This is a genomic window from Pseudomonas sp. 51_B (assembly GCF_017491595.1).
Lineage (GTDB): Bacteria > Pseudomonadota > Gammaproteobacteria > Pseudomonadales > Pseudomonadaceae > Aquipseudomonas > Aquipseudomonas promysalinigenes.
The window spans coordinates 58616-80944 of record NZ_JAFGYW010000003.1; the positions used below are offsets into that span (position 1 = coordinate 58616).

The 22329-nt window shown below is 61.5% G+C and carries 24 protein-coding genes; 8 read left to right on the forward strand and 16 right to left on the reverse strand.

What is annotated here, in order from left to right; genetic code table 11:
* Positions 1 to 40 precede the first annotated feature (40 nt).
* Both J5M56_RS05425 and cysK read right to left on the reverse strand, forming a co-directional pair.
* Positions 41 to 976 carry an aspartyl/asparaginyl beta-hydroxylase domain-containing protein gene (locus tag J5M56_RS05425; RefSeq protein ID WP_060479843.1) on the reverse strand — a complete coding sequence of 312 codons (936 nt, stop codon included), beginning with the start codon at positions 974 to 976 and terminating at the stop codon, positions 41 to 43.
* A gap of 170 nt (positions 977 to 1146) precedes the next feature.
* Entirely contained in the window at positions 1147 to 2121 is a 975-nt protein-coding gene (gene cysK, locus J5M56_RS05430; protein WP_060479866.1) for a cysteine synthase A, read from the reverse strand.
* Positions 2122 to 2254: 133 nt separating this feature from the next.
* Here cysK and J5M56_RS05435 point away from each other — a divergent pair, with 133 nt between their 5' ends.
* From J5M56_RS05435 to J5M56_RS05445, 3 genes are all read left to right on the forward strand, one after another.
* Positions 2255 to 3328, forward strand: a complete 1074-nt coding sequence (locus tag J5M56_RS05435) for a DUF748 domain-containing protein (RefSeq protein WP_186478903.1) — start codon at positions 2255 to 2257, stop codon at positions 3326 to 3328.
* Positions 3329 to 3456: 128 nt separating this feature from the next.
* A complete protein-coding gene (locus J5M56_RS05440; protein ID WP_003254658.1) occupies positions 3457 to 4302 on the forward strand; it encodes a MoxR family ATPase in 846 nt (281 codons plus the stop codon).
* 13 nt (positions 4303 to 4315) lie between these two features.
* A complete protein-coding gene (locus J5M56_RS05445) occupies positions 4316 to 5494 on the forward strand; it encodes a VWA domain-containing protein (protein ID WP_207870210.1) in 1179 nt (392 codons plus the stop codon).
* Positions 5495 to 5523: 29 nt separating this feature from the next.
* Here the strand turns inward: J5M56_RS05445 and J5M56_RS05450 are convergent, their stop codons facing one another.
* Genes J5M56_RS05450 through J5M56_RS05465 form a run of 4 tightly spaced genes read right to left on the reverse strand, consistent with a single transcriptional unit; the run spans position 5524 to position 9196 of the window.
* A complete protein-coding gene (locus J5M56_RS05450; protein WP_207870212.1) occupies positions 5524 to 6441 on the reverse strand; it encodes a biotin-dependent carboxyltransferase family protein in 918 nt (305 codons plus the stop codon).
* On the reverse strand, positions 6438 to 7124 hold the full coding sequence (gene pxpB, locus J5M56_RS05455) for a 5-oxoprolinase subunit PxpB (protein ID WP_207870220.1): 687 nt from the start codon (positions 7122 to 7124) through the stop codon (positions 6438 to 6440). The genes J5M56_RS05450 and pxpB overlap by 4 nt, the downstream gene beginning before the upstream one ends.
* Positions 7124 to 7900: a 5-oxoprolinase subunit PxpA gene (locus J5M56_RS05460; protein ID WP_186478898.1), complete on the reverse strand. Its 777-nt coding sequence runs from the start codon at positions 7898 to 7900 to the stop codon at positions 7124 to 7126. Before J5M56_RS05460 ends, pxpB begins: the two co-directional genes overlap by 1 nt.
* 9 nt (positions 7901 to 7909) lie before the next feature.
* Positions 7910 to 9196, reverse strand: coding sequence for an MFS transporter (locus tag J5M56_RS05465; protein WP_186478897.1), 1287 nt, complete (start codon positions 9194 to 9196; stop codon positions 7910 to 7912).
* 128 nt (positions 9197 to 9324) lie between these two features.
* On the opposite strand from J5M56_RS05465, the gene J5M56_RS05470 reads away from it, so the two are divergent.
* Positions 9325 to 10236, forward strand: a complete 912-nt coding sequence (locus tag J5M56_RS05470; RefSeq protein ID WP_207870222.1) for a LysR family transcriptional regulator — start codon at positions 9325 to 9327, stop codon at positions 10234 to 10236.
* Between the two features lie 108 nt (positions 10237 to 10344).
* Here J5M56_RS05470 and J5M56_RS05475 read toward each other — a convergent pair whose 3' ends face one another.
* Genes J5M56_RS05475 through J5M56_RS05485 form a run of 3 tightly spaced genes read right to left on the reverse strand, consistent with a single transcriptional unit; the run spans position 10345 to position 12164 of the window.
* A complete protein-coding gene (locus J5M56_RS05475; RefSeq protein ID WP_060480557.1) occupies positions 10345 to 10869 on the reverse strand; it encodes a DUF2937 family protein in 525 nt (174 codons plus the stop codon).
* A 9-nt stretch (positions 10870 to 10878) separates the two neighbouring features.
* Positions 10879 to 11652, reverse strand: a complete 774-nt coding sequence (locus tag J5M56_RS05480; protein WP_186478895.1) for a class II glutamine amidotransferase — start codon at positions 11650 to 11652, stop codon at positions 10879 to 10881.
* Positions 11653 to 11666: 14 nt separating this feature from the next.
* Positions 11667 to 12164, reverse strand: coding sequence for an MFS transporter (locus J5M56_RS05485; protein WP_207870224.1), 498 nt, complete (start codon positions 12162 to 12164; stop codon positions 11667 to 11669).
* Between the two features lie 90 nt (positions 12165 to 12254).
* On the opposite strand from J5M56_RS05485, the gene J5M56_RS05490 reads away from it, so the two are divergent.
* A complete protein-coding gene (locus tag J5M56_RS05490; RefSeq protein ID WP_207870226.1) occupies positions 12255 to 14297 on the forward strand; it encodes a S9 family peptidase in 2043 nt (680 codons plus the stop codon).
* Positions 14298 to 14329: 32 nt separating this feature from the next.
* Here the strand turns inward: J5M56_RS05490 and J5M56_RS05495 are convergent, their stop codons facing one another.
* Complete coding sequence (locus J5M56_RS05495; protein ID WP_060480561.1) at positions 14330 to 14611, reverse strand: hypothetical protein; 282 nt, start codon at positions 14609 to 14611, stop codon at positions 14330 to 14332.
* 132 nt (positions 14612 to 14743) lie between these two features.
* On the opposite strand from J5M56_RS05495, the gene J5M56_RS05500 reads away from it, so the two are divergent.
* The 3 genes from J5M56_RS05500 (at position 14744) to J5M56_RS05510 (ending at position 16084) form a co-directional block, all read left to right on the forward strand.
* The gene (locus J5M56_RS05500) at positions 14744 to 15115 is read left to right on the forward strand and encodes a YajD family HNH nuclease (protein ID WP_207870228.1); all 372 of its coding nucleotides are present in this window, start codon (positions 14744 to 14746) and stop codon (positions 15113 to 15115) included.
* A gap of 73 nt (positions 15116 to 15188) precedes the next feature.
* Positions 15189 to 15659, forward strand: coding sequence for an RNA methyltransferase (locus tag J5M56_RS05505; protein ID WP_060480562.1), 471 nt, complete (start codon positions 15189 to 15191; stop codon positions 15657 to 15659).
* 83 nt (positions 15660 to 15742) lie between these two features.
* Entirely contained in the window at positions 15743 to 16084 is a 342-nt protein-coding gene (locus tag J5M56_RS05510) for a DUF2892 domain-containing protein (protein WP_207870230.1), read from the forward strand.
* Positions 16085 to 16135: 51 nt separating this feature from the next.
* Here the strand turns inward: J5M56_RS05510 and J5M56_RS05515 are convergent, their stop codons facing one another.
* The 6 genes from J5M56_RS05515 to J5M56_RS05540 all read right to left on the reverse strand — a co-directional run bounded on the left by J5M56_RS05515 (position 16136) and on the right by J5M56_RS05540 (position 22069).
* Complete coding sequence (locus tag J5M56_RS05515; RefSeq protein ID WP_186478892.1) at positions 16136 to 17344, reverse strand: hypothetical protein; 1209 nt, start codon at positions 17342 to 17344, stop codon at positions 16136 to 16138.
* Positions 17345 to 17384: 40 nt separating this feature from the next.
* Positions 17385 to 17834, reverse strand: a complete 450-nt coding sequence (locus J5M56_RS05520; RefSeq protein WP_060480565.1) for a YcgN family cysteine cluster protein — start codon at positions 17832 to 17834, stop codon at positions 17385 to 17387.
* Between the two features lie 149 nt (positions 17835 to 17983).
* Positions 17984 to 18916, reverse strand: a complete 933-nt coding sequence (locus tag J5M56_RS05525) for a D-2-hydroxyacid dehydrogenase (RefSeq protein WP_186478891.1) — start codon at positions 18914 to 18916, stop codon at positions 17984 to 17986.
* Positions 18917 to 18918: 2 nt separating this feature from the next.
* Positions 18919 to 19212, reverse strand: coding sequence for a YcgL domain-containing protein (locus J5M56_RS05530; protein ID WP_060480567.1), 294 nt, complete (start codon positions 19210 to 19212; stop codon positions 18919 to 18921).
* Positions 19209 to 20342: a ribonuclease D gene (gene rnd / locus J5M56_RS05535; RefSeq protein ID WP_060480568.1), complete on the reverse strand. Its 1134-nt coding sequence runs from the start codon at positions 20340 to 20342 to the stop codon at positions 19209 to 19211. Before rnd ends, J5M56_RS05530 begins: the two co-directional genes overlap by 4 nt.
* A gap of 89 nt (positions 20343 to 20431) precedes the next feature.
* On the reverse strand, positions 20432 to 22069 hold the full coding sequence (locus J5M56_RS05540) for a phosphoethanolamine--lipid A transferase (RefSeq protein WP_207870232.1): 1638 nt from the start codon (positions 22067 to 22069) through the stop codon (positions 20432 to 20434).
* Between the last annotated feature and the right edge of the window lie 260 nt (positions 22070 to 22329).

Consider the following 22329-nt stretch of genomic DNA (forward strand, 5'->3'; position numbering starts at 1 on the left):
GGTGAGAGCGGGTCTACCCAAGAACAGGTCGGTCCTGCAATCAGAACAACCAGCGGTACAGCAAGTAAGCCACCACCACCGCCAGCACCGGGCGCAGAATGCGATAGGCCTTGGGGTTGGCGCGCTTGAACTGCTTCATGCGGGTGCTGATCTTGTTGCTGAAGCGCTTGCTCCAGGCATAGGCCTGGTTGATTCCGCCAACTCGCTCGTCATCGGTGTTCTGCGGCGCGGTAGCACGGCCGAGGAAAGCGCTGACCTTGCGGTTGATGCGGGTCATCAATGGGCTGCTCAGCGGGCGCTCGATGTCGCAGAACAGAATCACCCGGGTTACGTCGGTTTCGTTCTTGACCCAGTGCACGTAGGTTTCGTCGAACATCACGTCTTCACCGTCACGCCAGGCGTATTCCTGGCCATCGACGTAGATGCGGCAGGCATCGGAGTTAGGTGTCGAAAGCCCCAGGTGGTAACGCAACGAGCCAGCAAACGGGTCGCGGTGCGGGTTCAAGTGGCTGCCACCGGGCAGCAGGGCGAACATCGCCCCTTTCACATTGGGAATGCTGCTGACCAGTTCTACGGTTTTCGGGCACAAGGCTTCAGCCGACGGCAGCGGTTTGTCGTACCACTTCAGGTAAAAGCGCTTCCAGCCCTTTTTAAAGAACGAGCCAAAGCCTGCGTCATTGTCCTTCTCCGCTGCGCGGATATAGCCTTCGTCGAACAAACGCATGGCCTCTTCACGGATCACCTGCCAGTTATCTTTGAGCACATCCAGCTCGGGGAAACGTTGGCGGTCCAGATAGGGCTTGGACGGCACACCGGAGAACAGATACATCAGGCTGTTGTAAGGTGCGAACAACGCCGAATGGTTGACGAACTGGCGCAACACCGGCAGGCGCGCCTTACCGCGCAGGTGCACATACAGCACACTGCCGACGAACACCAGCAGAACACCCGCCTTGGCGAGGAAGGAAAAGGTCATGCAACACTCCTTGGACGGGACGCAGGCCAGCGCTGCCTGCCCCTGAAAATCATCCGGCCATCATAAACCCATCCCGTCCTGGTAAAAACCACCAAGGCAGGATCTCACTCATGAAGATTGTGCAATGAACCCAGCCGCCAATAATTGCGCCGAATCAGCCTCAGCGCTGATTACTGCTGGTTTTCCTGCTCGCTGAACAGATCACTGAACAGCATGCTCGACAGGTAGCGTTCGCCCGAGTCCGGCAGGATCACGACGATGGTCTTGCCCTGCATCTCCGGTTTTTCGGCCAGGCGCACCGCTGCCGCCATGGCGGCACCGCAGGAAATGCCGCACAGAATGCCTTCTTCTTGCATCAGGCGGATGGCCATGGCCTTGGCCTCATCGTCGGTCACCGTCTCGACTTGGTCGACGATCGACAGGTCGAGGTTTTTCGGCACGAAGCCTGCGCCAATGCCTTGGATCTTGTGCGGGCTGGGTTGTAACGGCTCGCCGGCCAGGGTCTGGCTGATCAGTGGCGAGGCCACCGGCTCCACCGCCACCGACAGGATCGACTTGCCCTGGGTGTGTTTGATGTAGCGCGAAACCCCAGTTATCGTGCCGCCGGTGCCGACGCCGGCAACCAGTACATCGACCGCGCCGTCGGTATCGTTCCAGATCTCAGGCCCAGTGGTCTTTTCGTGGATCGCTGGGTTGGCCGGATTCTCGAACTGCGCAGGCATGAAGTACTGGGCCGGGTCACTGGCCACGATTTCGTTGGCCTTTTCGATGGCGCCCTTCATGCCCAGCGCAGGCTCGGTGAGCACCAGGTCTGCCCCCAGTGCCTTGAGCACCTTGCGCCGCTCCAGGCTCATGGAGGCCGGCATGGTCAGCACCAACTTGTAACCACGAGCAGCGGCGACGAATGCCAGGCCAATGCCGGTATTACCCGAGGTGGGCTCTACGATGGTCATGCCCGGCTTGAGTTTGTCGTTGCTCTCGGCGTCCCAGACCATGTTCGCGCCGATCCGGCACTTGACCGAGTAGCCTGGGTTGCGCCCTTCGATCTTGGCCAGGATCGTCACCCCACGGGGGGCGATGCGGTTGATCTGTACCAGCGGCGTGTTGCCGATGGAATGGGCGTTGTCTGCGAAGATACGGCTCATGGCAGGGTCCTTGAACATGAGAAACAACAGGAAGACCTCAAGGGTAAGCTTGCCCTGGTGGCCCGTAAAGCCTGTTCGAACTCCCTTGCAGTGCCTGAGGTCAACCAAACACCCAGCCTCGGAGAGCCTTGCGATGAAAGCTCGCTATCGCTGGCCGCTGCTTGGCCTGGCCAGCCTGATCGTGCTGCTGGTGGCCTTGCAGCTGGCCCTACCTTACCTGGTGCGCGATTACCTGAACGATAAGCTCGCCGATATGGGCGATTATCGCGGGCAGGTGACCGACGTGGACCTCGCCTGGTGGCGAGGCGCTTATCAGATCCGCGGCCTGAAAATCGTCAAGACCACTGGCAAAGTGCCCGTGCCCTTGCTGGATGCGCCGTTGATCGACCTCTCGGTGAGCTGGCACGCGCTCATTCACGACCGGGCAGTTGTGGCACAGGTGATCTTCACCCGGCCTGAGCTGAACTTCGTCGACGGTGGCAACAAGCAGGCATCTCAGACCGGTCAGGGCACCAACTGGCGTCAGCAACTGGAAAAACTGCTACCAATCACCCTCAACGACGTGCAGATCGACGACGGTACACTGACCTTTCGCAACTTCAACTCCAAGCCACCCGTGCAGCTCAAAGCCACGCAGTTGGCTGCCACTATCCGCAACCTGACCAACGTGCGCGATCAAAAAGGCCGGCGCGATGCCAGTTTCCAGGCCACCGCCCTGCTGCTGGGCGATGCCAAAGTGCAGAGCCGGGCCACCTTCGATCCGTTCAGTGATTTCGACGATTTCGAATTCCGCCTGCGTGCCACTGGTATCGAGTTGCGGCGGCTCAACGATTTCTCCAGCGCCTACGGCAAATTCGATTTCAATGCAGGGCACGGTGACCTGGTCATCGAAGCCCAGGCCGAGAACGGCAGGCTGCACGGCTATATCAAGCCCTTGCTGCGGGACGTCGACGTGTTCGATTGGCAGCAGGATGTGGAAAACAAGAACAAGAACATCTTTCGCTCGATCTGGGAGGCGGTGGTCGGCGCCAGCGAAACCGTGCTGAAGAACCAGCCGAAGAACCAATTCGCCACCCGCGTCGAACTCAGCGGCAGTGTGCACCAACAGAACATCAGCGGTTTCGAAGCGTTTCTGCAGATCCTACGCAACGGCTTCATTCAGGCCTTCAATGCCCGCTACGAGCGCCCGCCTCCCCAGGCTGACTGAGGGCGCGTGACGGGGCATTCAGAGACTGAATACCCGGTCTGCATTTTCACCTGCCAAGGCCCGCGTTATAGTCATTCACCCATTGTTAACCTGTGTTGTTCGTAAGGCACCCTGCAGAGGACAGATTGATGAAGTTCGAAGGCACCCGCGACTACGTCGCCACAGACGACCTGAAACTGGCGGTCAACGCGGCTATCACCCTCGAACGCCCGCTGCTGGTCAAAGGCGAACCGGGCACTGGTAAGACGATGCTCGCCGAGCAACTGGCCGCCTCGTTCGGCGCACGCCTGATCACCTGGCACATCAAATCGACGACCAAGGCTCACCAGGGCCTGTACGAGTATGACGCGGTGAGCCGCCTGCGCGACTCGCAGCTGGGCGTGGACAAGGTCCACGACGTGCGCAACTACTTGAAAAAGGGCAAGCTCTGGGAGGCCTTCGAGGCCGATGAGCGGGTGATTCTGCTGATCGATGAAATCGACAAGGCCGACATCGAGTTCCCCAACGACCTGCTGCAAGAACTCGACAAGATGGAGTTCTACGTCTACGAGATCGACGAGACCATCAAGGCCAAGCAACGCCCAATCATCATCATCACCTCCAATAACGAAAAGGAGTTGCCCGACGCATTCCTGCGCCGCTGCTTCTTCCACTACATCGCCTTCCCCGACCGTACCACCCTGCAGCAGATCGTCGATGTGCACTACCCCAACATCAGCCAATCGCTGGTCAGCGAGGCGCTGGACGTATTCTTCGACGTGCGCAAGGTCCCGGGCCTGAAGAAAAAACCGTCCACCTCCGAATTGGTCGACTGGCTCAAGCTGCTGATGGCCGACAACATCGGTGAGGCCGTGCTGCGCGAACGCGACCCAACCAAGGCCATTCCGCCGTTGGCCGGTGCCTTGGTGAAAAACGAGCAGGACGTACAACTGCTCGAACGCCTGGCTTTCATGAGCCGACGCGGCAACCGCTGATTGGAGCCGGGCCATGTTGCTCAACCTGTTCAATGAGATGCGTGCGGCGAAGGTGCCGGTCTCGGTGCGCGAACTGCTCGACTTGCACCACGCCATGCAAAAGGGCGTGGTGTTCGCCGACATGGACGCCTTCTACTATTTGGCTCGCGCCATTCTGGTGAAGGATGAGCGGCATTTCGACAAATTCGATCGCGCATTCGCCGCCTACTTCAAGGGCCTGGAAAACCTCGACCAGCACATCGAGGCACTGATCCCCGATGAGTGGCTGCGCAAGGAATTCGAGCGTTCGCTCAGCGATGAAGAGCGCGCGCAGATCCAGTCGCTAGGCGGCCTGGACAAGCTTATCGAGGCTTTCAAGCAACGCCTTGAAGAACAGAAAGAACGCCATGCCGGTGGCAACAAGTGGATAGGCACCGGCGGCACCAGCCCATTCGGCTCAGGCGGCTACAACCCTGAGGGCATTCGCGTTGGCGACGCCGGCAAGCGCCAGGGCAAGGCAGTCAAGGTGTGGGACCAGCGCGAATACAAGAACCTCGACGACCAGGTGGAACTGGGCACCCGCAACATCAAGCTGGCCCTGCGCCGGCTGCGCAAATTCGCCCGCCAAGGCGCCGCCGAAGAACTGGATATCGACGGCACCATCGACCATACCGCGCGTGACGCTGGGCTTCTGAATATCCAGATGCGTCCTGAGCGGCGCAACACGGTAAAGCTGCTGTTGCTGTTCGATATTGGCGGCTCGATGGATGCGCACGTCAGAGTGTGCGAAGAGTTGTTCTCGGCCTGCAAGACCGAATTCAAGCACCTGGAGTATTACTACTTCCACAACTGCGTGTATGAATCGGTGTGGAAGAACAACCTGCGGCGTACGTCGGAGCGCTTCTCAACGTTCGACCTGCTGCACAAATACGGGGATGACTACAAAGTGGTGTTCGTCGGTGACGCCGCCATGGCGCCCTACGAAATCACCCAACCGGGTGGCAGCGTAGAGCACTGGAACGAAGAAGCCGGTTATGTGTGGATCCAGCGTTTCATGGAGAAATTCAAGAAGATCATCTGGATCAACCCTTACCCCAAGCAGGCCTGGGATTACACGGCTTCCACGCAGCTTGTGCGTGAGCTGATCGAAGACAAGATGTATCCGCTGACCTTGCAGGGGTTGGAGGAAGGCATGCGGTATCTGTCCAAATAGCCAGAGGGCTGCCCGGCAGCCCTTGCCACTCACGCCCAACGCTGACCATAGGCCTGATGCTGCTGCCAGGCCTGGTCCTGCACCACCGCCCTGAACCGCACCTGCGTCCCCGGCATGTACTGCGCCAGCTCAGCCAACGCCAAAGGCGTCAGCGCCCCCAGCCGCGGGTAACCGCCGATGGTTTGTCGGTCATTGAGCAATACGATCGGCTGCCCGTCCGGCGGCACCTGCACCGCCCCCAGCGGGATACCTTCGGAAATCATCGGCTTGCCTTGGTAAACCAACTGCGGCCCCAGCAGGCGGATGCCCATGCGATCGGCGCGGCTGTCCAGTGTCCAATCACGGTTGAAAGCATCGAACAGGCTGATACCGCTGAAGTCACCGATCTGCGCGCCCATCACCAGGTCGAGCGACGGCTTTTGTGCATAAACCGGACGCAACTGCGCCGGCACCTCGCGCAGGGCGGGTGAAGCGCCAAGGTAGGTCAGGGCCTGCCCTTGCGCCAGTGCACTGCCGTCACCATCGATCCCCCCCAGTGCTTCGCGCACGACCGTGGCACAACTACCCAACACCTGTTCACCAAGAAACCCGCCCGGCGCCGCCAGATACGCGCGTACCCCGTGCTTGGGCTGTTTGAGGGTCAGGCGCTGGCCTTGGGCCAGGGCAAAGCTCCGCCAGGGCAGCAGTGGCTGATCCTCTACCCGTGCGTCCAGGTCCGCCCCTGCTAGCGCCAGTACACAATCCTGCTCGGCCAACAGAGTCAGGCCGCCCAGCGCCACCTCGACCACCGGCGCGCTTAGTGGGTTACCGAGCAGCCAATTGGCCCAGTGCATCGCTACCCAGTCCAACGCCCCGCCCTGAGTCACCCCCAAGTGGCGCACACCGAAGCGACCAGCATCCTGCAACTGACACAACGCATTGCTGGCCTCGATCCTCAAGCGCTTCATGCCTGCCTCTCCACATCCCCACCCAGGGCCATAAACTCGGCCCGTGACACCGCCACGAAACGCACGCGATCACCCGGTTGCAGCAGGCTATAACCCTCGCGCTCACGATCGAACAGGCGCACCGCAGTGCGGCCGATCAGGTTCCAGCCTCCTGGCGACACAGCCGGATAAGCGGCCGTCTGGCGTTCGGCGATACCGACGCTGCCGGCGGCTACCCGCTTGCGCGGCGTGCTCAGGCGCGGGCTGGCCAGACGCTCGTCGACCAGCCCCATGAACCCGAAACCCGGGGCAAAGCCCAAGGCAAATACCGGGTACTCGCGCTGGCTATGCAGGCGGATCACCTCGGCTTCGCTCAGCCCCGTGCGAGCGGCCAGTACGGGTAATTCCGGGCCAACGCTGGCGTCGTACCAAACCGGGATTTCATGACGCTGGCCCGTATTACCGGTGTCAGCCTGCAGCCCAGTCAACGCCTGGCCGATCAGCGCCCTGGCCTGACGCGGTGGCAGGTCCGATTGCAGCATCAGCGTCGTATAGGAAGGCACCAGGTCCAATAGATGCTTACCGAACACTGCGCTCAGCCGCTGACTGGCGGCAAGCACCCAGGGCATATTGGCCTCGTCTATCCGATCGAACAGGCGCACCATCAGGCTGTCGATGGCCACCACCTCGATACGCAGCGTCATCACAGCGCCAGCCCCTCCAGTGCCTGACGGATCTGCCGCACCGCAGCCACCGAACTGTCGTTGTCGCCGTGCACGCACAGGGTACTGGCTGCAAGTTTCAATGCACTGCCATCGTCCGCCACCAGCGCTTGCCCCCTGGCCAGGCGCAGCGCCTGCTCAATCACCCGAGCCGGCTCATGGTGCACCGCCCCAGGCAGGCGCCGCGACACAAGGTGGCCGCTGGCGGTGTAGGCGCGGTCGGCAAAGGCTTCGAACCACAGCGGCACCCCCACTTCATCGCCCAACGCCTGGGCCGCACGGTTGTCGGCAGTGGCCATGAGCACCAGCGGCAGGCCGCTCTGATAGGCTGCCACGGCCTCCAACACTGTGCGCAGTGTGCGCGGGTCAGCCATCATGTCGTTGTACAGCGCGCCGTGGGGCTTCACATACGCCACGCGGCCGCCGAGCACCTTGCAGATGCCATCCAGAGCGCCGACCTGGTAATGCAGCAGGTCGCGGATTTCTTCAGCGCTGCAGGCCATCGAGCGGCGGCCGAAGCCGACCAGGTCCGGATAGGCCGGGTGAGCCCCGATGGTCACGTTATGCTCCAGCGCCAAGGCGACGGTACGCCGCATGATGCTCGGATCGCCTGCGTGGTAACCACAGGCTATGTTGGCGCAGTCGATATGGGGCATGACCTCGGCATCCAGGCCCATGCGCCAGCTGCCGAAACTTTCGCCCATGTCGCAATTGAGTAGCAGGGGTTTCACCAGATGTGCTCCCGTGACGGTGTTCATAGGCCTACCTTACCGCGCCTGCAACTGTTTGCCGCGTGTTTCCGGCAAGCTCAGCGCTGCGATGATCACTACGCCATAAGACACCGCAGCGAACACGCCAATGCCCAGGCCCAGGGGGATCTTCTGGCCAAGCAAGCCGATCATCAGCGGAAACAGCGCAGCGATGACCTTGCCGATGTTGTAGCAAAAGCCCTGCCCCGAACCCCGTACACGCGTGGGAAACAGTTCGGTGAGAAAGGCGCCCATACCGCTGAAAATCCCCGAGGCGAAGAAACCCAGTGGCAAGCCCAGCCACAGCATCACTGCATCACTGACGGGCAGCTGGGTGTACAGCAGCACGATGATGAACGAACCCACCGCGAACAGAATGAAATTCTTCTTGCGCCCCAGCAGATCGCAAAGATAGGCACTGACCACATACCCGACATAGGAGCCGACGATCACCATCGCCAGATAGCCGCCGGTGCCCAATACGCTCAGGCCACGTTCGTTCTTGAGGAAGGTGGGCAACCATGAAGTGATGGCGTAGTAGCCACCCAGCGCACCGGTGGTCAGCAACGACGCACGCACGGTAGTCCAGAGCATGCTGGGGCCAAAAATCTCATAGAAGTGCGCAGGTGCCTCGGTTTTTTCCACCGCTTTGGCCTGGCGGTACACCTGAGGGTCTTTCACCAGGCGGCGCACGAAGATCACGAAAATCGCCGGCACCAGGCCTAGCAGGAACAACGCACGCCAGGCCTGCTCGGCCGGCAGCCAGGAGAACAGCAGCGCATAGAGTATCGCCGTCAGGCCCCATCCAATGGCCCAGCCCGACTGCACCATACCCACCGCCTTGCCACGGTCCTGGGCGCGGATGACCTCCCCTATCAACACCGCGCCTGCCGTCCATTCGCCGCCAAAACCAAAGCCCATCAAGGTACGGGCGATCAGCAGTTGCTCGTAGCTTTGAGCCAAGCCGCAGAGGAAGGTGAAGAAGGCAAACCACAACACTGTCAGTTGCAAGGTACGCACACGTCCGATGCGGTCGGAGAGGATACCCGCGACCCAGCCCCCGATTGCCGACGCGATCAATGTGCTGGTGTGGATCAGCCCGGCCTCGGCGGTGCTGATGCCCCACAGCATGATCAGCGTAGGGATCACGAAGCTGAGCATCTGGGTGTCCATGCCGTCCAGGCCGTAGCCAATCTTGCAGCTCCAGAATGTGCGTCGTTGCTGGGAGTCGATGTCACGGTACCAGGCGAACGGCCCGGTCGAAGCAGGGGATTGCACCTGCTGCTGCACGCCACTTGGGTTCATGCTTGCCTCGGCTTGTTGGTATTGTTTTATGGGCGACGTCAGGCGTCGCGGCCTGGCTTAATGTTCAGAGGCGCCGCCGCCTGAGTCCAACGAGAAAAACCGCCGGTCTGGAACAAGAAAAACTGATCATGAACCTTCGCTTCCTTGAAACTTTCGTGTGGGTCGCCCGGCTCAAGAGCTTCCGTCTCACCGCCGATAGGCTGTTCACTACACAGGCGTCGGTATCCAGCCGGATTGCCGCACTGGAAGCTGACCTTGGGGTAAAACTGCTTCTGCGCGACTCGCGCGGGGTCAGCCTGACACCTGAGGGCAGCAAAGTGCTGGAGCACGCCGAGCGCATGCTGGAAACGGCAAAGGCCATGAAGCAGTCACTGGACAGCGACCGGGCCAAGGTCGGGCGAATTCGCCTAGGCGTGATGGACACGGTGATCCATACCTGGATGAGCGGGTTGGTGGCGGAGTTGAGCGAGCGCTACCCGCAGGTCGAAATCGAGCTGGTTGCCGACACCGCGTTGAATCTGCGCGAGCAGTTGCAAAAGGGCTTTCTGGACCTGATCCTGCAGACCGACCTGCTACGCGAACAGTCGATCCGCAGCCAGGACCTGGCGCGCTACCCGATGGGCTGGGTGGTGGCGGCCAACTCGGTGTACCAGCGCGGTTATGACTCATTGGCCGAGCTTGGCCGCGAGCGGATCGTCACTTTCTCGAAAAACTCCCGGCCGCACCAGGAGGTACTCACCCTGCTACAAGCAGCCGGAGCCCAGGCGCCTCGGTTGAACTGTGTGAACTCGGTCGCGGCGATCACGCGGCTGCTGCGCGATGGTTTCGGCATTGGTGCTTTGCCACCGGCGCTGGTGGCCACTGAGCTGGCACGCGGTGAGCTGGTGCTGCTCAATGGGTTGCCGTCACCGCCTAGCCTTGAGCTGGTGGTGGCCTGGCAGACCGGCGTGGCATTGGTGGACGAGGTGGTCGGCGTGTGCCGGCAAGTACTCGAATGTTATGCGCGGGATGTAGGCGAACAGAGGATAGTGCTGGCCTGACAGTTCTGCTCTGCCTGCACCGCCCCTTTCGCGGGCAAGCCCGCTTCACAGCAAGCTGGCCCCCCAGAGGCAGGGCTACTCCTGTGAGTGCGCTTGGCAACAGAGCAATCAGCGCCAGCTCTCTTTCACCGTGCCTCGGCGGCGCCCACCCAGGATTACCCAGCCGATTCCCAGCAGCAGGCTCTCGACCACGAAGGCCAGCAAGAAGCCAACTCCGATACCCCAGCCAATCGCCTCGGGTACCAGCAAAATCTGGTAGCTGTAGCCTTTGAGCGTCTCTTCGCGCAGTTGCCGGTCTGGCTGTACCAGCACATGCCAGGTGCGGCTCAGCCACGACCCCTGCAGTGCCTGCCACTCGTCCTCCAGGCGTTGATTGCGAATCAGCAGGCTCTCGATGCTGTTGGCATCGCTGAGGAACACCGGGTCGTCACTGGCGCGATAATGGCGTACCAAAGCCTGCAAATCCCCGTTGAAAAAACGCTCGGCAGTCTGCTTGAAGCCGTCCAGCGCCTGGCGTGACTCGAACAGGTGAGCCTCGGTTCGCTGGCTATAGTCCTTGACCAGCCCAGGCACCTGGATACCGGCCAGCAGGCCGAAGGTGAACAACAGCAAACGCAGATAACTTATGAACATGCAGCGTCCTTAGCTCTGGCCTTGCGAAACGCACTCTCCATGCCGCCACAAGGCCCACTGGCCGGGCTCGTAGCGGTTCCAGGTTTCGTTCTCGGTCAACGCCTCGGTGGCGATGACGGTGACTACGTCGTTGGGGGTCGTTTGGGTGTGAAAATCGACAATCAGGTCGACATCTTTCAAACGGGCTGCGCCAAATGGTGCGCGCCGGGTGATGTGCACCAGCTTGGTCGAGCAGAAGCAAAAAAGCCAGTCGCCATCGCTGAGCAGGCAATTGAACACCCCTTTGCCGCGATACTCCGCGCACGCCTCCACCAGCACAGGCAGCAGTTGTTCGACCTCCACGGGCTCTGGGAAGGCCGCACGGACGCGGTTGAGCAGGTCGCAGAAGGCCGCCTCACTGTCGGTATCGCCGACCGGGCGATAGAACGTGGCCTGGCCTTTGAATTCACCCAACTGGCCATTGTGCGCGAAGCACCAGTTGCGCCCCCACATTTCGCGCACGAAGGGGTGAGTGTTCGACAGGCACACACGACCTACGTTGGCCTGGCGAATATGGCCGATCACCACTTCGCTTTTGATCGGGTAGCGCTGCACCAGGTTGGCGACTTCCGATTCACTGCTTGCTGCCGGGTCCTGGAACAGGCGCAGGCCGCGCCCCTCGTAGAAGGCGATGCCCCAGCCGTCACGGTGCGGCCCGGTGCGCCCACCACGCTGCATCAAGCCGGTGAAGCTGAAGACGATGTCGGTTGGGACGTTGGCACTCATGCCCAGCAATTCACACATAGCAGTACCTGATTTTACAGCCGTGGCTCGACCCGGCCGCGACCGGCGGCTGGCGCGGCAGGTGACGGATCGTCGCGATAACGGTCGTTGCGCTCGGCGGCCAGCGGCGTTTGTACCACGGCATTGTCCTCGGCTGCGCGGCGCTCAGCAGCCGCCTGGGCCATGGCGCGGCGCTCGCGGGCGCGCTTTTCCAGCGGCCAGCGCACCAGCACGAAGACGATGTAGAGGGCAAAGGCGAACATGCCATACATGGCGAAATCAGAAATCGCTCGCCAGGCATTGTTGCCGACCTTGAACGCCAGATCCAAAGCGGTGATGGCGATGGCCGGAGCGAAACTGTCTTTGACGGGGTCAACGATGGTCGGCGTGAACAGCAGCACCGCCAGGATCACCCGCAGCGGTTCGCGCAGCCAGCGCCACATCCAGCCAGTGAGTTTGAAGCCCACCAGCAGGCAGCCCAGCGCCGCGACAACGTAGAGGCCCCAGGCAAAGGTGTAGTCGTTCTCGATCATGGTGTTGGTGCAAGCCAGGCAAATAGATGCCTATGATAAACACATTTCAGGGCGCAGACAGCGTCCCATGCTCCGGTCAAGAGATCCCCGATGCCAACCAAGCCCCAGCCCCCCATTGCTCACCAAGACCAAACCGGCGACCCCTATGCCTGGTTGCAACATCGCGACACCCAGCAGGTGCTCGATTATCTGCAAGCGGAAAATGCCTACCAGCAAGCCTGCCTGGCCGACCAGGCGCCGCTGCGCGAGCAGTTGTTCGAAGAGATCAAAAGCCGCATATTGGAAACCGACCTGTCGCTGCCTTCGCCCTGGGGCCCGTACCTTTACTACACCCGTACCACCGCAGGTGACGAGTACCCACGCCATTACCGCTGCCCACGCCCAGCGGACGATTCCAATACGGTCGATCAAAGCCAGGAACAACTGCTGCTCGACCCCAACGCCCTGGCCAACGGCGGTTTCCTGTCGCTGGGCACGTTCAACGTCAGCCCCGACCACCGCCTGCTGGCCTACAGCCTGGACACCAGTGGCGATGAAATCTACACCCTGTATGTCAAGGATCTGGCCAGTGGCAACCTGACCACCCTGCCCTTCGACGACTGCGACGGCAGCATGACTTGGGCCAACGACAGTCAGACCCTGTTCTTCGCCCAGCTCGACGACACCCATCGCCCTTGGCGCCTGCGCCGCCATACGCTGGGCGAAGCTCAGGCCAGCACGGTGTTCGAAGAACCGGACGGGCGGTTTTTCCTGCACTGCTACCGCACCAGCTCCGAGCGCCAATTGGTACTGCTGCTCAACAGCAAGACCACCAGCGAAGCCTGGGTGCTCGATGCCAGTGCCCCTCAAGCGGCGTTCACCTGCCTGGCTCCACGGGTAGAGGGCCATGAGTACTTCCCTGATCACGGCCAGCTCGATGGCCAGTGGCACTGGTTCATCCGCAGCAACCGGCAAGGCATCAACTTCGCCCTCTATCATGCCCCAGCCACCTCGGTCCCGACCCAGGAGCAATGGCAGGTGCTGGTGCCGCATCGCGATGACACCATGATCGAGGGCTTGAGCCTGAACGCCCAGGCGCTGACCTTGAGCCTGCGCGAGGGCGGCCTGCCCATCATCGAGGTGCGGCCACAAGGCCTTCCAGCCTACCGCGTGGACCTGCCGGATGCTGCCTACAGCCTGTATGTGCAAGACAGCCTGGAATTCGACAGCAAGCGTATACGCCTGCGCTACGAAGCCCTCAACCGCCCCGCCCAGGTGCGCCAGTTGGAGCTGGCCACCGGTGCCCAGGCAGTGCTCAAGCAAACCCCTGTGCTTGGCCCGTTCGACGCCGACGCTTACGTCAGTGAGCGCCTGTGGGCAACCGCTGCCGATGGCACTGAGGTGCCGATCAGCCTGGTGCGCCGCCGCGAAGACCAGGGTAAGGCGGTGCCACTTTACCTGTATGGCTATGGCGCCTACGGCGAAAGCCTGGACCCATGGTTCTCCCACGCTCGCTTGAGCCTTTTGCAGCGTGGCGTGGGCTTTGCCATCGCTCATGTGCGTGGTGGCGGCGAACTGGGCGAGGCCTGGTACCGCGCTGGCAAGCAGGAACACAAACACAACAGCTTCAGCGACTTCATCGCTTGTGCCGAGCACTTGATCAGCCAAGGCGTCACGGCGCCCGAGCGGCTGGCCATCAGCGGCGGCAGCGCCGGTGGCTTGCTGATGGGCGCGGTACTGAATTTGCGCCCGGAATTGTTCCGTTGCGCCATCGCTGAGGTGCCGTTCGTCGATGTGCTCAATACCATGCTCGACCCTGAACTCCCCCTCACCGTCACGGAGTATGACGAATGGGGCAACCCGCAGGACCCTGAGGTGTATGCACGGATCAAGGCCTATGCACCTTACGAAAATGTCAGTGCCCAGGCTTACCCAGCCATGCTGGTGATAGCCGGCTACAACGACAGCCGCGTGCAGTATTGGGAGGCGGCCAAATGGGTAGCGCGCCTGCGAACGCTCAAGACAGACGACAATCTGCTGCTGCTCAAGACCGAGATGGGCGCCGGGCATGGCGGCATGAGTGGGCGATACCAAGGGCTGCGCGATGTGGCACTGGAGTATGCGTTCGTGCTTGGCGAGCTGGGCGTTGCGTGAGGGTATGGCGCCCCACAGCCCTGTGCAATCGCTTATCGATCATCCTGCACTGGTGGTTTGCCTGTCTCCTGACGCAAACCCGGCAAATCTTGGTCCTTCGGCGGCCCTGGCACCGGCATCGGCGGCAGCAAGGGCGCACCCGGTGCGCCGTTGTAGGCCTTCGGTGGCGTGCTGGGGGTGATCTGCGGATAAGGCGTAGGCGTCGGCGTACCCGGCGCACCGGGTACCGTTGTGTTAAGCCGAGTGGGCGTACCCGTCGCTTGCGCCGCAGGCATGGCAGCGACAAGCAGCAGGGCGAGGAGCGCGTGGTACATCAGCAACCTCCTGTCGGGAACCTTTGAACAGGCTACGCCTATATTCAGGTTTTCGCCTGTCCGCCTGCCCTGCAAGCGCGCTAGACTCAATGGCATAACCGTCATCTGCCTGATCAGCACAAAGGAAACACCATGAGTTCGGCTTCTACCTCCGCCGCCACCGCCCGCCTCGACCGCATCCTCGCCGACGCCAAACGCGACAAGGAGATGGGCTACCGCGACAAAGCCCTGAAGATGTACCCGCACGTGTGTGGCCGCTGTGCCCGTGAATTCTCCGGCAAGCGCCTGAGCGAGTTGACCGTGCATCACCGTGACCACAATCACGACAACAACCCGCAAGACGGCTCCAACTGGGAGCTGCTGTGCCTGTACTGCCACGACAACGAACACTCGCGCTACACCGACCAGCAGTATTTCAGCGAGGGCTCCACCAGCACCCCAAGCATCGCCAAAGCCACCCACAACCCGTTTGCCGGGCTGGCGAGCATGCTTAAAAAGGACTGACTGTCACCCTGCCCACCGCAGTTGCCGGCAAGCCCGTATAATCGCGCTCTTTTTTCGTGAAGGGCCCCGGCACGTGGCAAACAAACGGTACAGCTGCATTGGCCTGTTCAACCCCAAATCTGCGCAGAACGTTGGTTCGGTGATGCGCGCCGCGGGTTGCTACGGGGTCAACTCGGTGTTCTACACCGGCAAGCGCTATGAACGCGCCCGCGACTTCGTCACCGACACCAAGCGAGTGCACTACGACATCCCGCTGATCGGCATCGACGACCTGCAACGCATCATTCCGCTGGGCTGCACCCCGGTGGCAGTCGAGCTGGTGGACGGCGCACGGCCGCTGCCCGAGTACACTCACCCGGATCGGGCGATCTATATCTTCGGGCCTGAGGATGGCTCGTTGAGCGATGAAGTGCGCGGCTGGTGCGAAGAAACCATCTACATCCCCACTCAGGGTTGCATGAACCTGGCGGCGACGGTCAACGTGGTGTTGTATGACCGTATGGCCAAAGGTCTGAATACCCGCTCTGGGCCAAAATTCAAGTAAGCCGCTACACCCTTGGGCAAACCGAGTGAACGGTGATCCGAACCTGCAGGTCAGCTGTGAACATTACACACGGAGGGCTTGTCATGCTTGATATCCATTCCAACCAGAAACGCGAGCCACACAATGTTCACGGCCTGGAGCGGGCGGGGTCATTGGCCGGCGGCGCGCTGATGTTTACCAAAGGCCTGCGCCACGGCGGGCTGATCGGGCTTTTGCAGATGGCAGTCGGCGGCCTGGCGGTCGCCCGCGGCATCAGTGGGCACTGCGCGACCAAGGCCTGGTGGCAGAAACATCGCCAGGAATATCAGCGCTTGCGCTCAGACATTCAGCGCAGCGCAGCGGACCTCGAGGCGCTCAAGGCCAGCGCCGAGGCGGCCACCAGCGGGGTGACGGTTACCGGAAAAGACCCTTTGACCGGCAGCTGATCGCCCTGCAGCCTGCCAGGCTCATTCGCCGGTGATACCGCTGCCACACGGCTACTGCAGGGCTTTGCTCTGCAGTACTTCAGAACGACGCCCCAGTACGCTCTCGCTGATCTGTATAAATTCTTCGGTGCTCACGCTGGGCAGGCGCATCAGTGCACGCGTCACATCATCCAGGGAGCGCTTGGCCTGGGTATGGATGCGGATCTCCTTGTCCAGCGCTTGCAACAACATCACCCCGCGTGCCACTTGCGCCGGGCTGGCATGCGCTGCGCGCAATTGGCTGACCTTGCTCCCATGCTTTTGCAAGCGCGCCTGCAAGACTTCGTAGCGATCATCACTGATACCTCCGGCACGGCGCAGCAGTTCGGTGGCGTAGTACTCGGTCAGGCTCTCACCCAACCAGTCGCTGTTATCGCCCACGCGGATTTGCGCAAACAGCTGCACCAGCTCGCGCACCAGTGTGCTGCTACCGTTCTCGCTGACCATTGGCCGGCTGCTGTGCAGGTAGATTGAGCCAGAGGCGGCTGCCGCCCCACGCCACATGCCGTCGCGGGCGCCCACCACCAGTAGCTTGGCCGGGTTACGTGGGAACACTGCCTGCAGTTGCGGCCAAACGAACGTCATCAGGGTCAGGCTGTCCATCCGTCGCATGCCCTGCCCCACTGGCGCTGCCACGGTTACATCCGTCTGGCCAAGGCGCGCACGGCGGCTACCAAGCTCCCCTGCGAGCATCCAGCCAGTCGGGCGATCGAACAGCCGGGATACGTTATCGACGCGGAACTTGTCCTTGCCAATGCGCGGCCAGGCGGTCTCGATGCTTTTCCAACCCTCGGGCAGGTCAACGCTCAGCCGCGCCACCAACTCGGTGCCGTCTTGCTGGTCGAGCCGTGCAGGAGGCACCAGCTGATCACCAAGGAACAACGCCCAGTGGGGGGTGATGCGTGACGAGAAGGCGCCGCTGCGCAGCTTCTGGTCCAGCTTCACACGGTAGCTGAGGCTGGTCTTGCCCGCTGCTGGGTGCCATACACCACGCTCGCCCTGCTGCTGCCACTGGCCATCAGCCTGAAAGCCGCTGTAGGCTCCGCTGTTTCCCAAGTCGAAGTCCAGGCTACGCACGGCACTGCCTTCAGCCAAGGTCAGGCGCACTTCGGCCTGGCCATTGGCAGGTAACAAGCGCACCTGATAATCGAGGTCGACTTTTTTCGCCCAGGCCGACGAACAGGCCACAAGCCCTAGCAGCAACACCCACTGGCAACGCATAGCGAAACTCCTTGTTACTCAGAGGCGACGGGGGCGCCACTCAGCTGGCGCGGAAAATCAGGTGGTCTTCCCAGTCGTCTTCGTCCACTTCATGCTCACTGAGCATACGCCCAGCTTGTGAAATGCGCTGTTCATGCACTTGCTTGCGGTCACCGCAAACCAAATGATGCCAATCAGGCAGGTCCTTGCCTTCGCTGACCAGGCGATAGCCACAGGTGCTTGGCAGCCACTTGAACTGGTCTGCCTTGCCCGGCGTGAGCTGGATGCAGTCCGGTACGTGGGCGAAGCGGTTGGGATAATCGCTGCACTGGCAGCTCTGAAGGTCCAGCAGTTTGCAGGCAATACGGGTGTAATAGACGCTGTTGTCGTCTTCGTCCTCAAGCTTTTGCAAGCAACACAGGCCGCAGCCGTCACACAGTGACTCCCACTCTTGCGGGCTGAGTTGTTCGAGGGTCTTGCGCCGCCAGAACGGCGTGCTGTCAGCGATCATCACACAGGTTTCCTGCACTCATCTTTCAGGCCGCGGTGCGCGGCGGCGCCAGTCTAGAGCCTGGCCTTCGGCAACGCTAGACCGCTTGTCAGTACCAGGAGCCCGCTGGTGCAAGCGGGCCTGTCCCTAGGTGGCAAGTGCTGGCCAGATCAATAACCCCGGGCGAAGTCGACTTCCCCGCGCAACGCCTGCCCTTGGGCATAGGCCTGCAGATTGTCCGCAAACAATCGCACCATGGCCGCAGGCGAAGTCGGTGCCGAGCTGTGCCCGGTCAGCAGCAACCCCCAGGCCGTCCAGAATGGATGGCGCTGCGGCAGGGGCTCCTGCCGGCAGACGTCGATCACCGCCCCAGCCAGATGCCCCTGCTTGAGCGCCTCGACCAGGTCGGCATCGACCACCGCTGCGCCGCGCCCGGCATTGATGAACAGTGCTGTTGGCTTGAAGCAGCGCAGCAATGCAGCGTCATACAGGTCGTGGGTAGCCGGGGTGTCGGGCAGCAGGTTGAGCACGTAGTCCACTTCCCCGACCATACGAGGCAAGTCCGCCAGGCCCGCCACTTCGACGAACGGCGCTTGCTCGCGTGCGCTGCTGGCAATGCCGTACAGGCTCACACCGAACGGCACGAGAAATTCAGCCACCCGCTGGCCGATATCGCCGGTACCGACGATCAGCGCTTTGCGCCCCTCCAGCGTGCGCCCTGGTCGATCATCCCAGCGCCGCTCGACCTGGCTGACCAGGCGCGACAGCACTTCGCGCTCATGGCCGAGCATGTAGGTCAGCATGTATTCAGCCATGACCTGGCCAAAAATGCCCACGGCGCGGCTCAGCCGGTAGTCCCGCGGCAACCCCTCGGCCAGCAATGGGGTGATGCCAGCCCAGGTCGACTGCACCCATTGCGGTTTGTGGCCCTGGCGTAAAAGGCTCGCCAGCAGGTCTGGCTGGCCGAGCCATACCGGGCAATCGGGTGCCTGGCGGGCGAGCTCGGCCGAGTCGCCACTGGTCAGGACCTGCAGCTCGGGCATCACTTGGCGTAACAGCGCGGTATATCGAGCATGATCATGCTCGGCGATCAGTACCCGCATGGTCAGGCCGGGTCGTTACGGCGCAGCAGCTCTTCGGGCAGGTGCTCGATGTACTCATCGTCCGGCGGCGGCATCTGCAGGTGGTAACCCTGGTTGTCGAGGTTTTCCAGCACCTTGGTGATGTCTTCACGTGCCAGCTTGCGCTCGGGGCCGAGCACCAGGTCGAAGGCATGCTGCGGCGTGCCGAAGAACGGCAGCAGGGCTTCAGGCACGCGCTCCAGGCCGTCGGCCTTGAGCACATAAAGGTACATTTCGTTCTTGCGTGGGCTTTTGTAAATCGAGCAGATACGTTTCATTGTGACTCTCCAGCGCCTGCAAGGTCATCCAGCAGGGCCTGGCCCATCCGCTCACGGCGCCAGCCGCGCAGCGAATCGGGCAATTGATAGGGGCCGTTGGGATAGCCGCTCTTGAGCAGGGCTTCCAGGGCTTTCTTGCGCAGCATCAGCTCAGGCGCAATGCCTAGGCGCTCGCCTTCGGCCTGGCCGATGGCGCGCAGACGCTTGAGAATACCAGCGGCTTCGATCGGCAGGGGCTCAGGGAGCGGCTGTGGCCATTGCTCCGCTGGCAGGCTGCCCGCGCGCTTGATCAACTCCAGCAACTGGGCGCCGTCCTGGCGAATGGTGCGCGGGTGCATCTCTTCGATCTTGGCCAACGCCGACAAGTTGTCGGGCTGGCTCTTGGCGATGGGCCACAGCGAGTGCTCTTTGAGGATGCGGTTACGGGGCACATCGCGGCTACGCGCTTCACGCTCGCGCCAAGCGCAAAGCTCACGCAGCACAGCCAACTGCTGGCGCCCGAGCTTCCAGGCAAGCTTCACATCGCGGTACAGCATCTGGGGATCGACCTCACGGCGCAACGCCGCCACCAGCTCGGCACCGTCCTCGAGGACCCAGGCGTACTTGTCACCGGACAGGCGCGGCTGCAAAGCCTCGAAGAGCTCGGCCAGGTGCACGGCATCTTCGGCGGCGTAGCTGACTTGTGTGTCCGAGAGCGGCCGCTGCAACCAGTCTGAACGGGTTTCACCCTTGGGCAGTTCGATGCCCAGCACCTCTTGCACCAGGCGCGAATAGCCCATGGAGAAGCCCAGGTTCAGGTAACCCGCCGCCAATTGCGTGTCGAACAAGGGTTGCGGCAGCTTGCCAGCCAGGCGCAGCAACACTTCGAGGTCTTCGCTGCAGGCGTGCAGCACCTTGACCACGCTGCTGTCCTCCAGCAGTGCGGCCAAGGGCTGCCAGTCGCCGATGAGCAGCGGATCGATCAGGAAAGCCCTCTGCCCGTCCCCGACCTGAATCAGGCCCGCTTTGGGGTAGAAGGTGTCGACCCGCATGAATTCGGTGTCGAGCGCCACGTACGGCAGTTCGCGCCACGTGCGGCAGTGTTCGGCCAGGGTCTGGTCGTCACGGATCCAGTGAATTTCGATGGCCACAAGGCTCTCCCACAAACATTGGCGCGCAGTATATACGGCGCGGGCCCTGGGGGTGAAACCTGCGCCATCCCTGGTTTAGATGAACGGCTTCAGCGCTGAGCGGCCAACCACGGCCGGCAGCTGGCAAACATGTCCAGCGACTGCTGGTACACCTCGGTACGCACCTGCAGCAGCCCCAGCATCGAGTGGAACAGGTTGTCCTGGGACAGCGGTGCATCGCTGAGCTTGGCCAGGCACTGGGTGTCGATGCCAAAGTCCTCCTTGTAGCTGTCGGAGAACCAAGTCAGCAAAGGCACGTGCTTTTGTTGTTCCGGGGCGATGGCATAGGGCGTACCGTGCAGGAACAGGTTGTACTCGCCCAGCGACTCGCCGTGGTCGGACAGATAGATCATGGCGGTGTCGACCTGGTCCTGCTTGCTGCGCAAGGTATCGATCAGCGCAGCCAGAACCTTGTCCGTGTAGGCCAGGGTATTGTCGTAGCCATTGATGATTTCCTGCTGAGTGCATTGGTTCAGGGCATTGCTCTGGCATACGGGGGTGAAGCGTGCGCCCCCATCCGGATAACGTTTGAAGTACTCAGGGCCGTGGCTGCCCATTTGGTGCAGCACCAGCACGGTGTCCTTGTCGAGGTTGTCGAGCAACTCGCTCAGGCCCTGCAGCAAAATTTCGTCATGGCACTCGCCGCCGGCGCACAATTGCGGGTCTTTGAGGTTGCTGACATCGATGAACTGCACCCGGTCGCAAGTGCCTTTGCACCCCGACTGGTTATCGCGCCACTGCACGGCCAACCCGGCACGCTGGAGGATGTCCAGCAGCCCTTCACGGTTCTTGGCCACGCGAGCATCGTAGTCTTTGCGCTTCATGCCAGAAAACATGCACGGGACCGAGACGGCCGTTTCGGTCCCGCAGGAATGCACATCGCTGAAACTCAGCAAGCCCTGTTCCTTGGCAAGGTTCGGAGTGGTGTCGCGCCCGTATCCCAGCACACCGAAATGATCGGCTCGTGCACTTTCACCCACCACCAGCACGGTCAATGATTTGCGCGCGTGTTTCTGCCAGGCCCCATCGCGCCTGGCATCTTCGCCATACGACTGGAACGGCCGCGCTGCGGTGCCGACGCGCTCGTTGACATAACCGATAGTCGCGCCCACGACATTGCTTGGGGTAAGCATCAGGCGCAGTTCGTGATGATTGCGAAACAGCGACGACAAGCCTTGATAATTGACCAGTGCCACAGAGCCCAATACGACCACGCACGCGCCGCTGACCACCAGTTTGCCCAAGATTTCACGGTGCCACGGGCGGTAGGCGATCTGCGCTTTGTACAACAGTACCGACGGCAGTATGCCAAGCAAAAGTATGTAGGCGGCAAACTTGAACGACATCAAGTCGCGTACTTCCGCAATATTGGTTTCGGCCATGTTACGGAACATGCCCGAATCAATCAGCACGCCATACTGGTTCATAAAGTAAGCGGCACTTGCGCCACTGATGAACAGCACGATCAATAGCGGTTTGAATACATAGCGAAAAGCGAACAACGTCAACACTAAATTGAACGCGAACAGCATAAGCACGGCAAACGCCAGGGACAGCCACAGCCCCGTCGGCCCGGCAGGCACCACCTCTTGCAGGTGCCCCCAGAGGAACATGTTCAGACCGACCAGCAGGTAAACACTGGCCAACAGCGTGACCCATTCAGTCCGCAGGGATTTGAAGTTGAGCATCGGCGTTCGCAATCAAGAGTTGTTATCAACCCCAGGGCCGGACGGCACCGTGGGAAAGTTGCGGAACTCTAGAAAGCGCACCATCAATTTTTTGTGAAAAAGACGGTAACAAATCCGTGAGCCGATGCATTTTTAAACTTTGCGTACATTTTGTTCAGCAACCGTTCAGCCTGGCGAAACCCCGGTTGCTGGGCCACCCAACCACGCAGGCGGCCAAACGCAGCTATCCTCAAAGGTCAGGATCTTAACGACAACCCTGA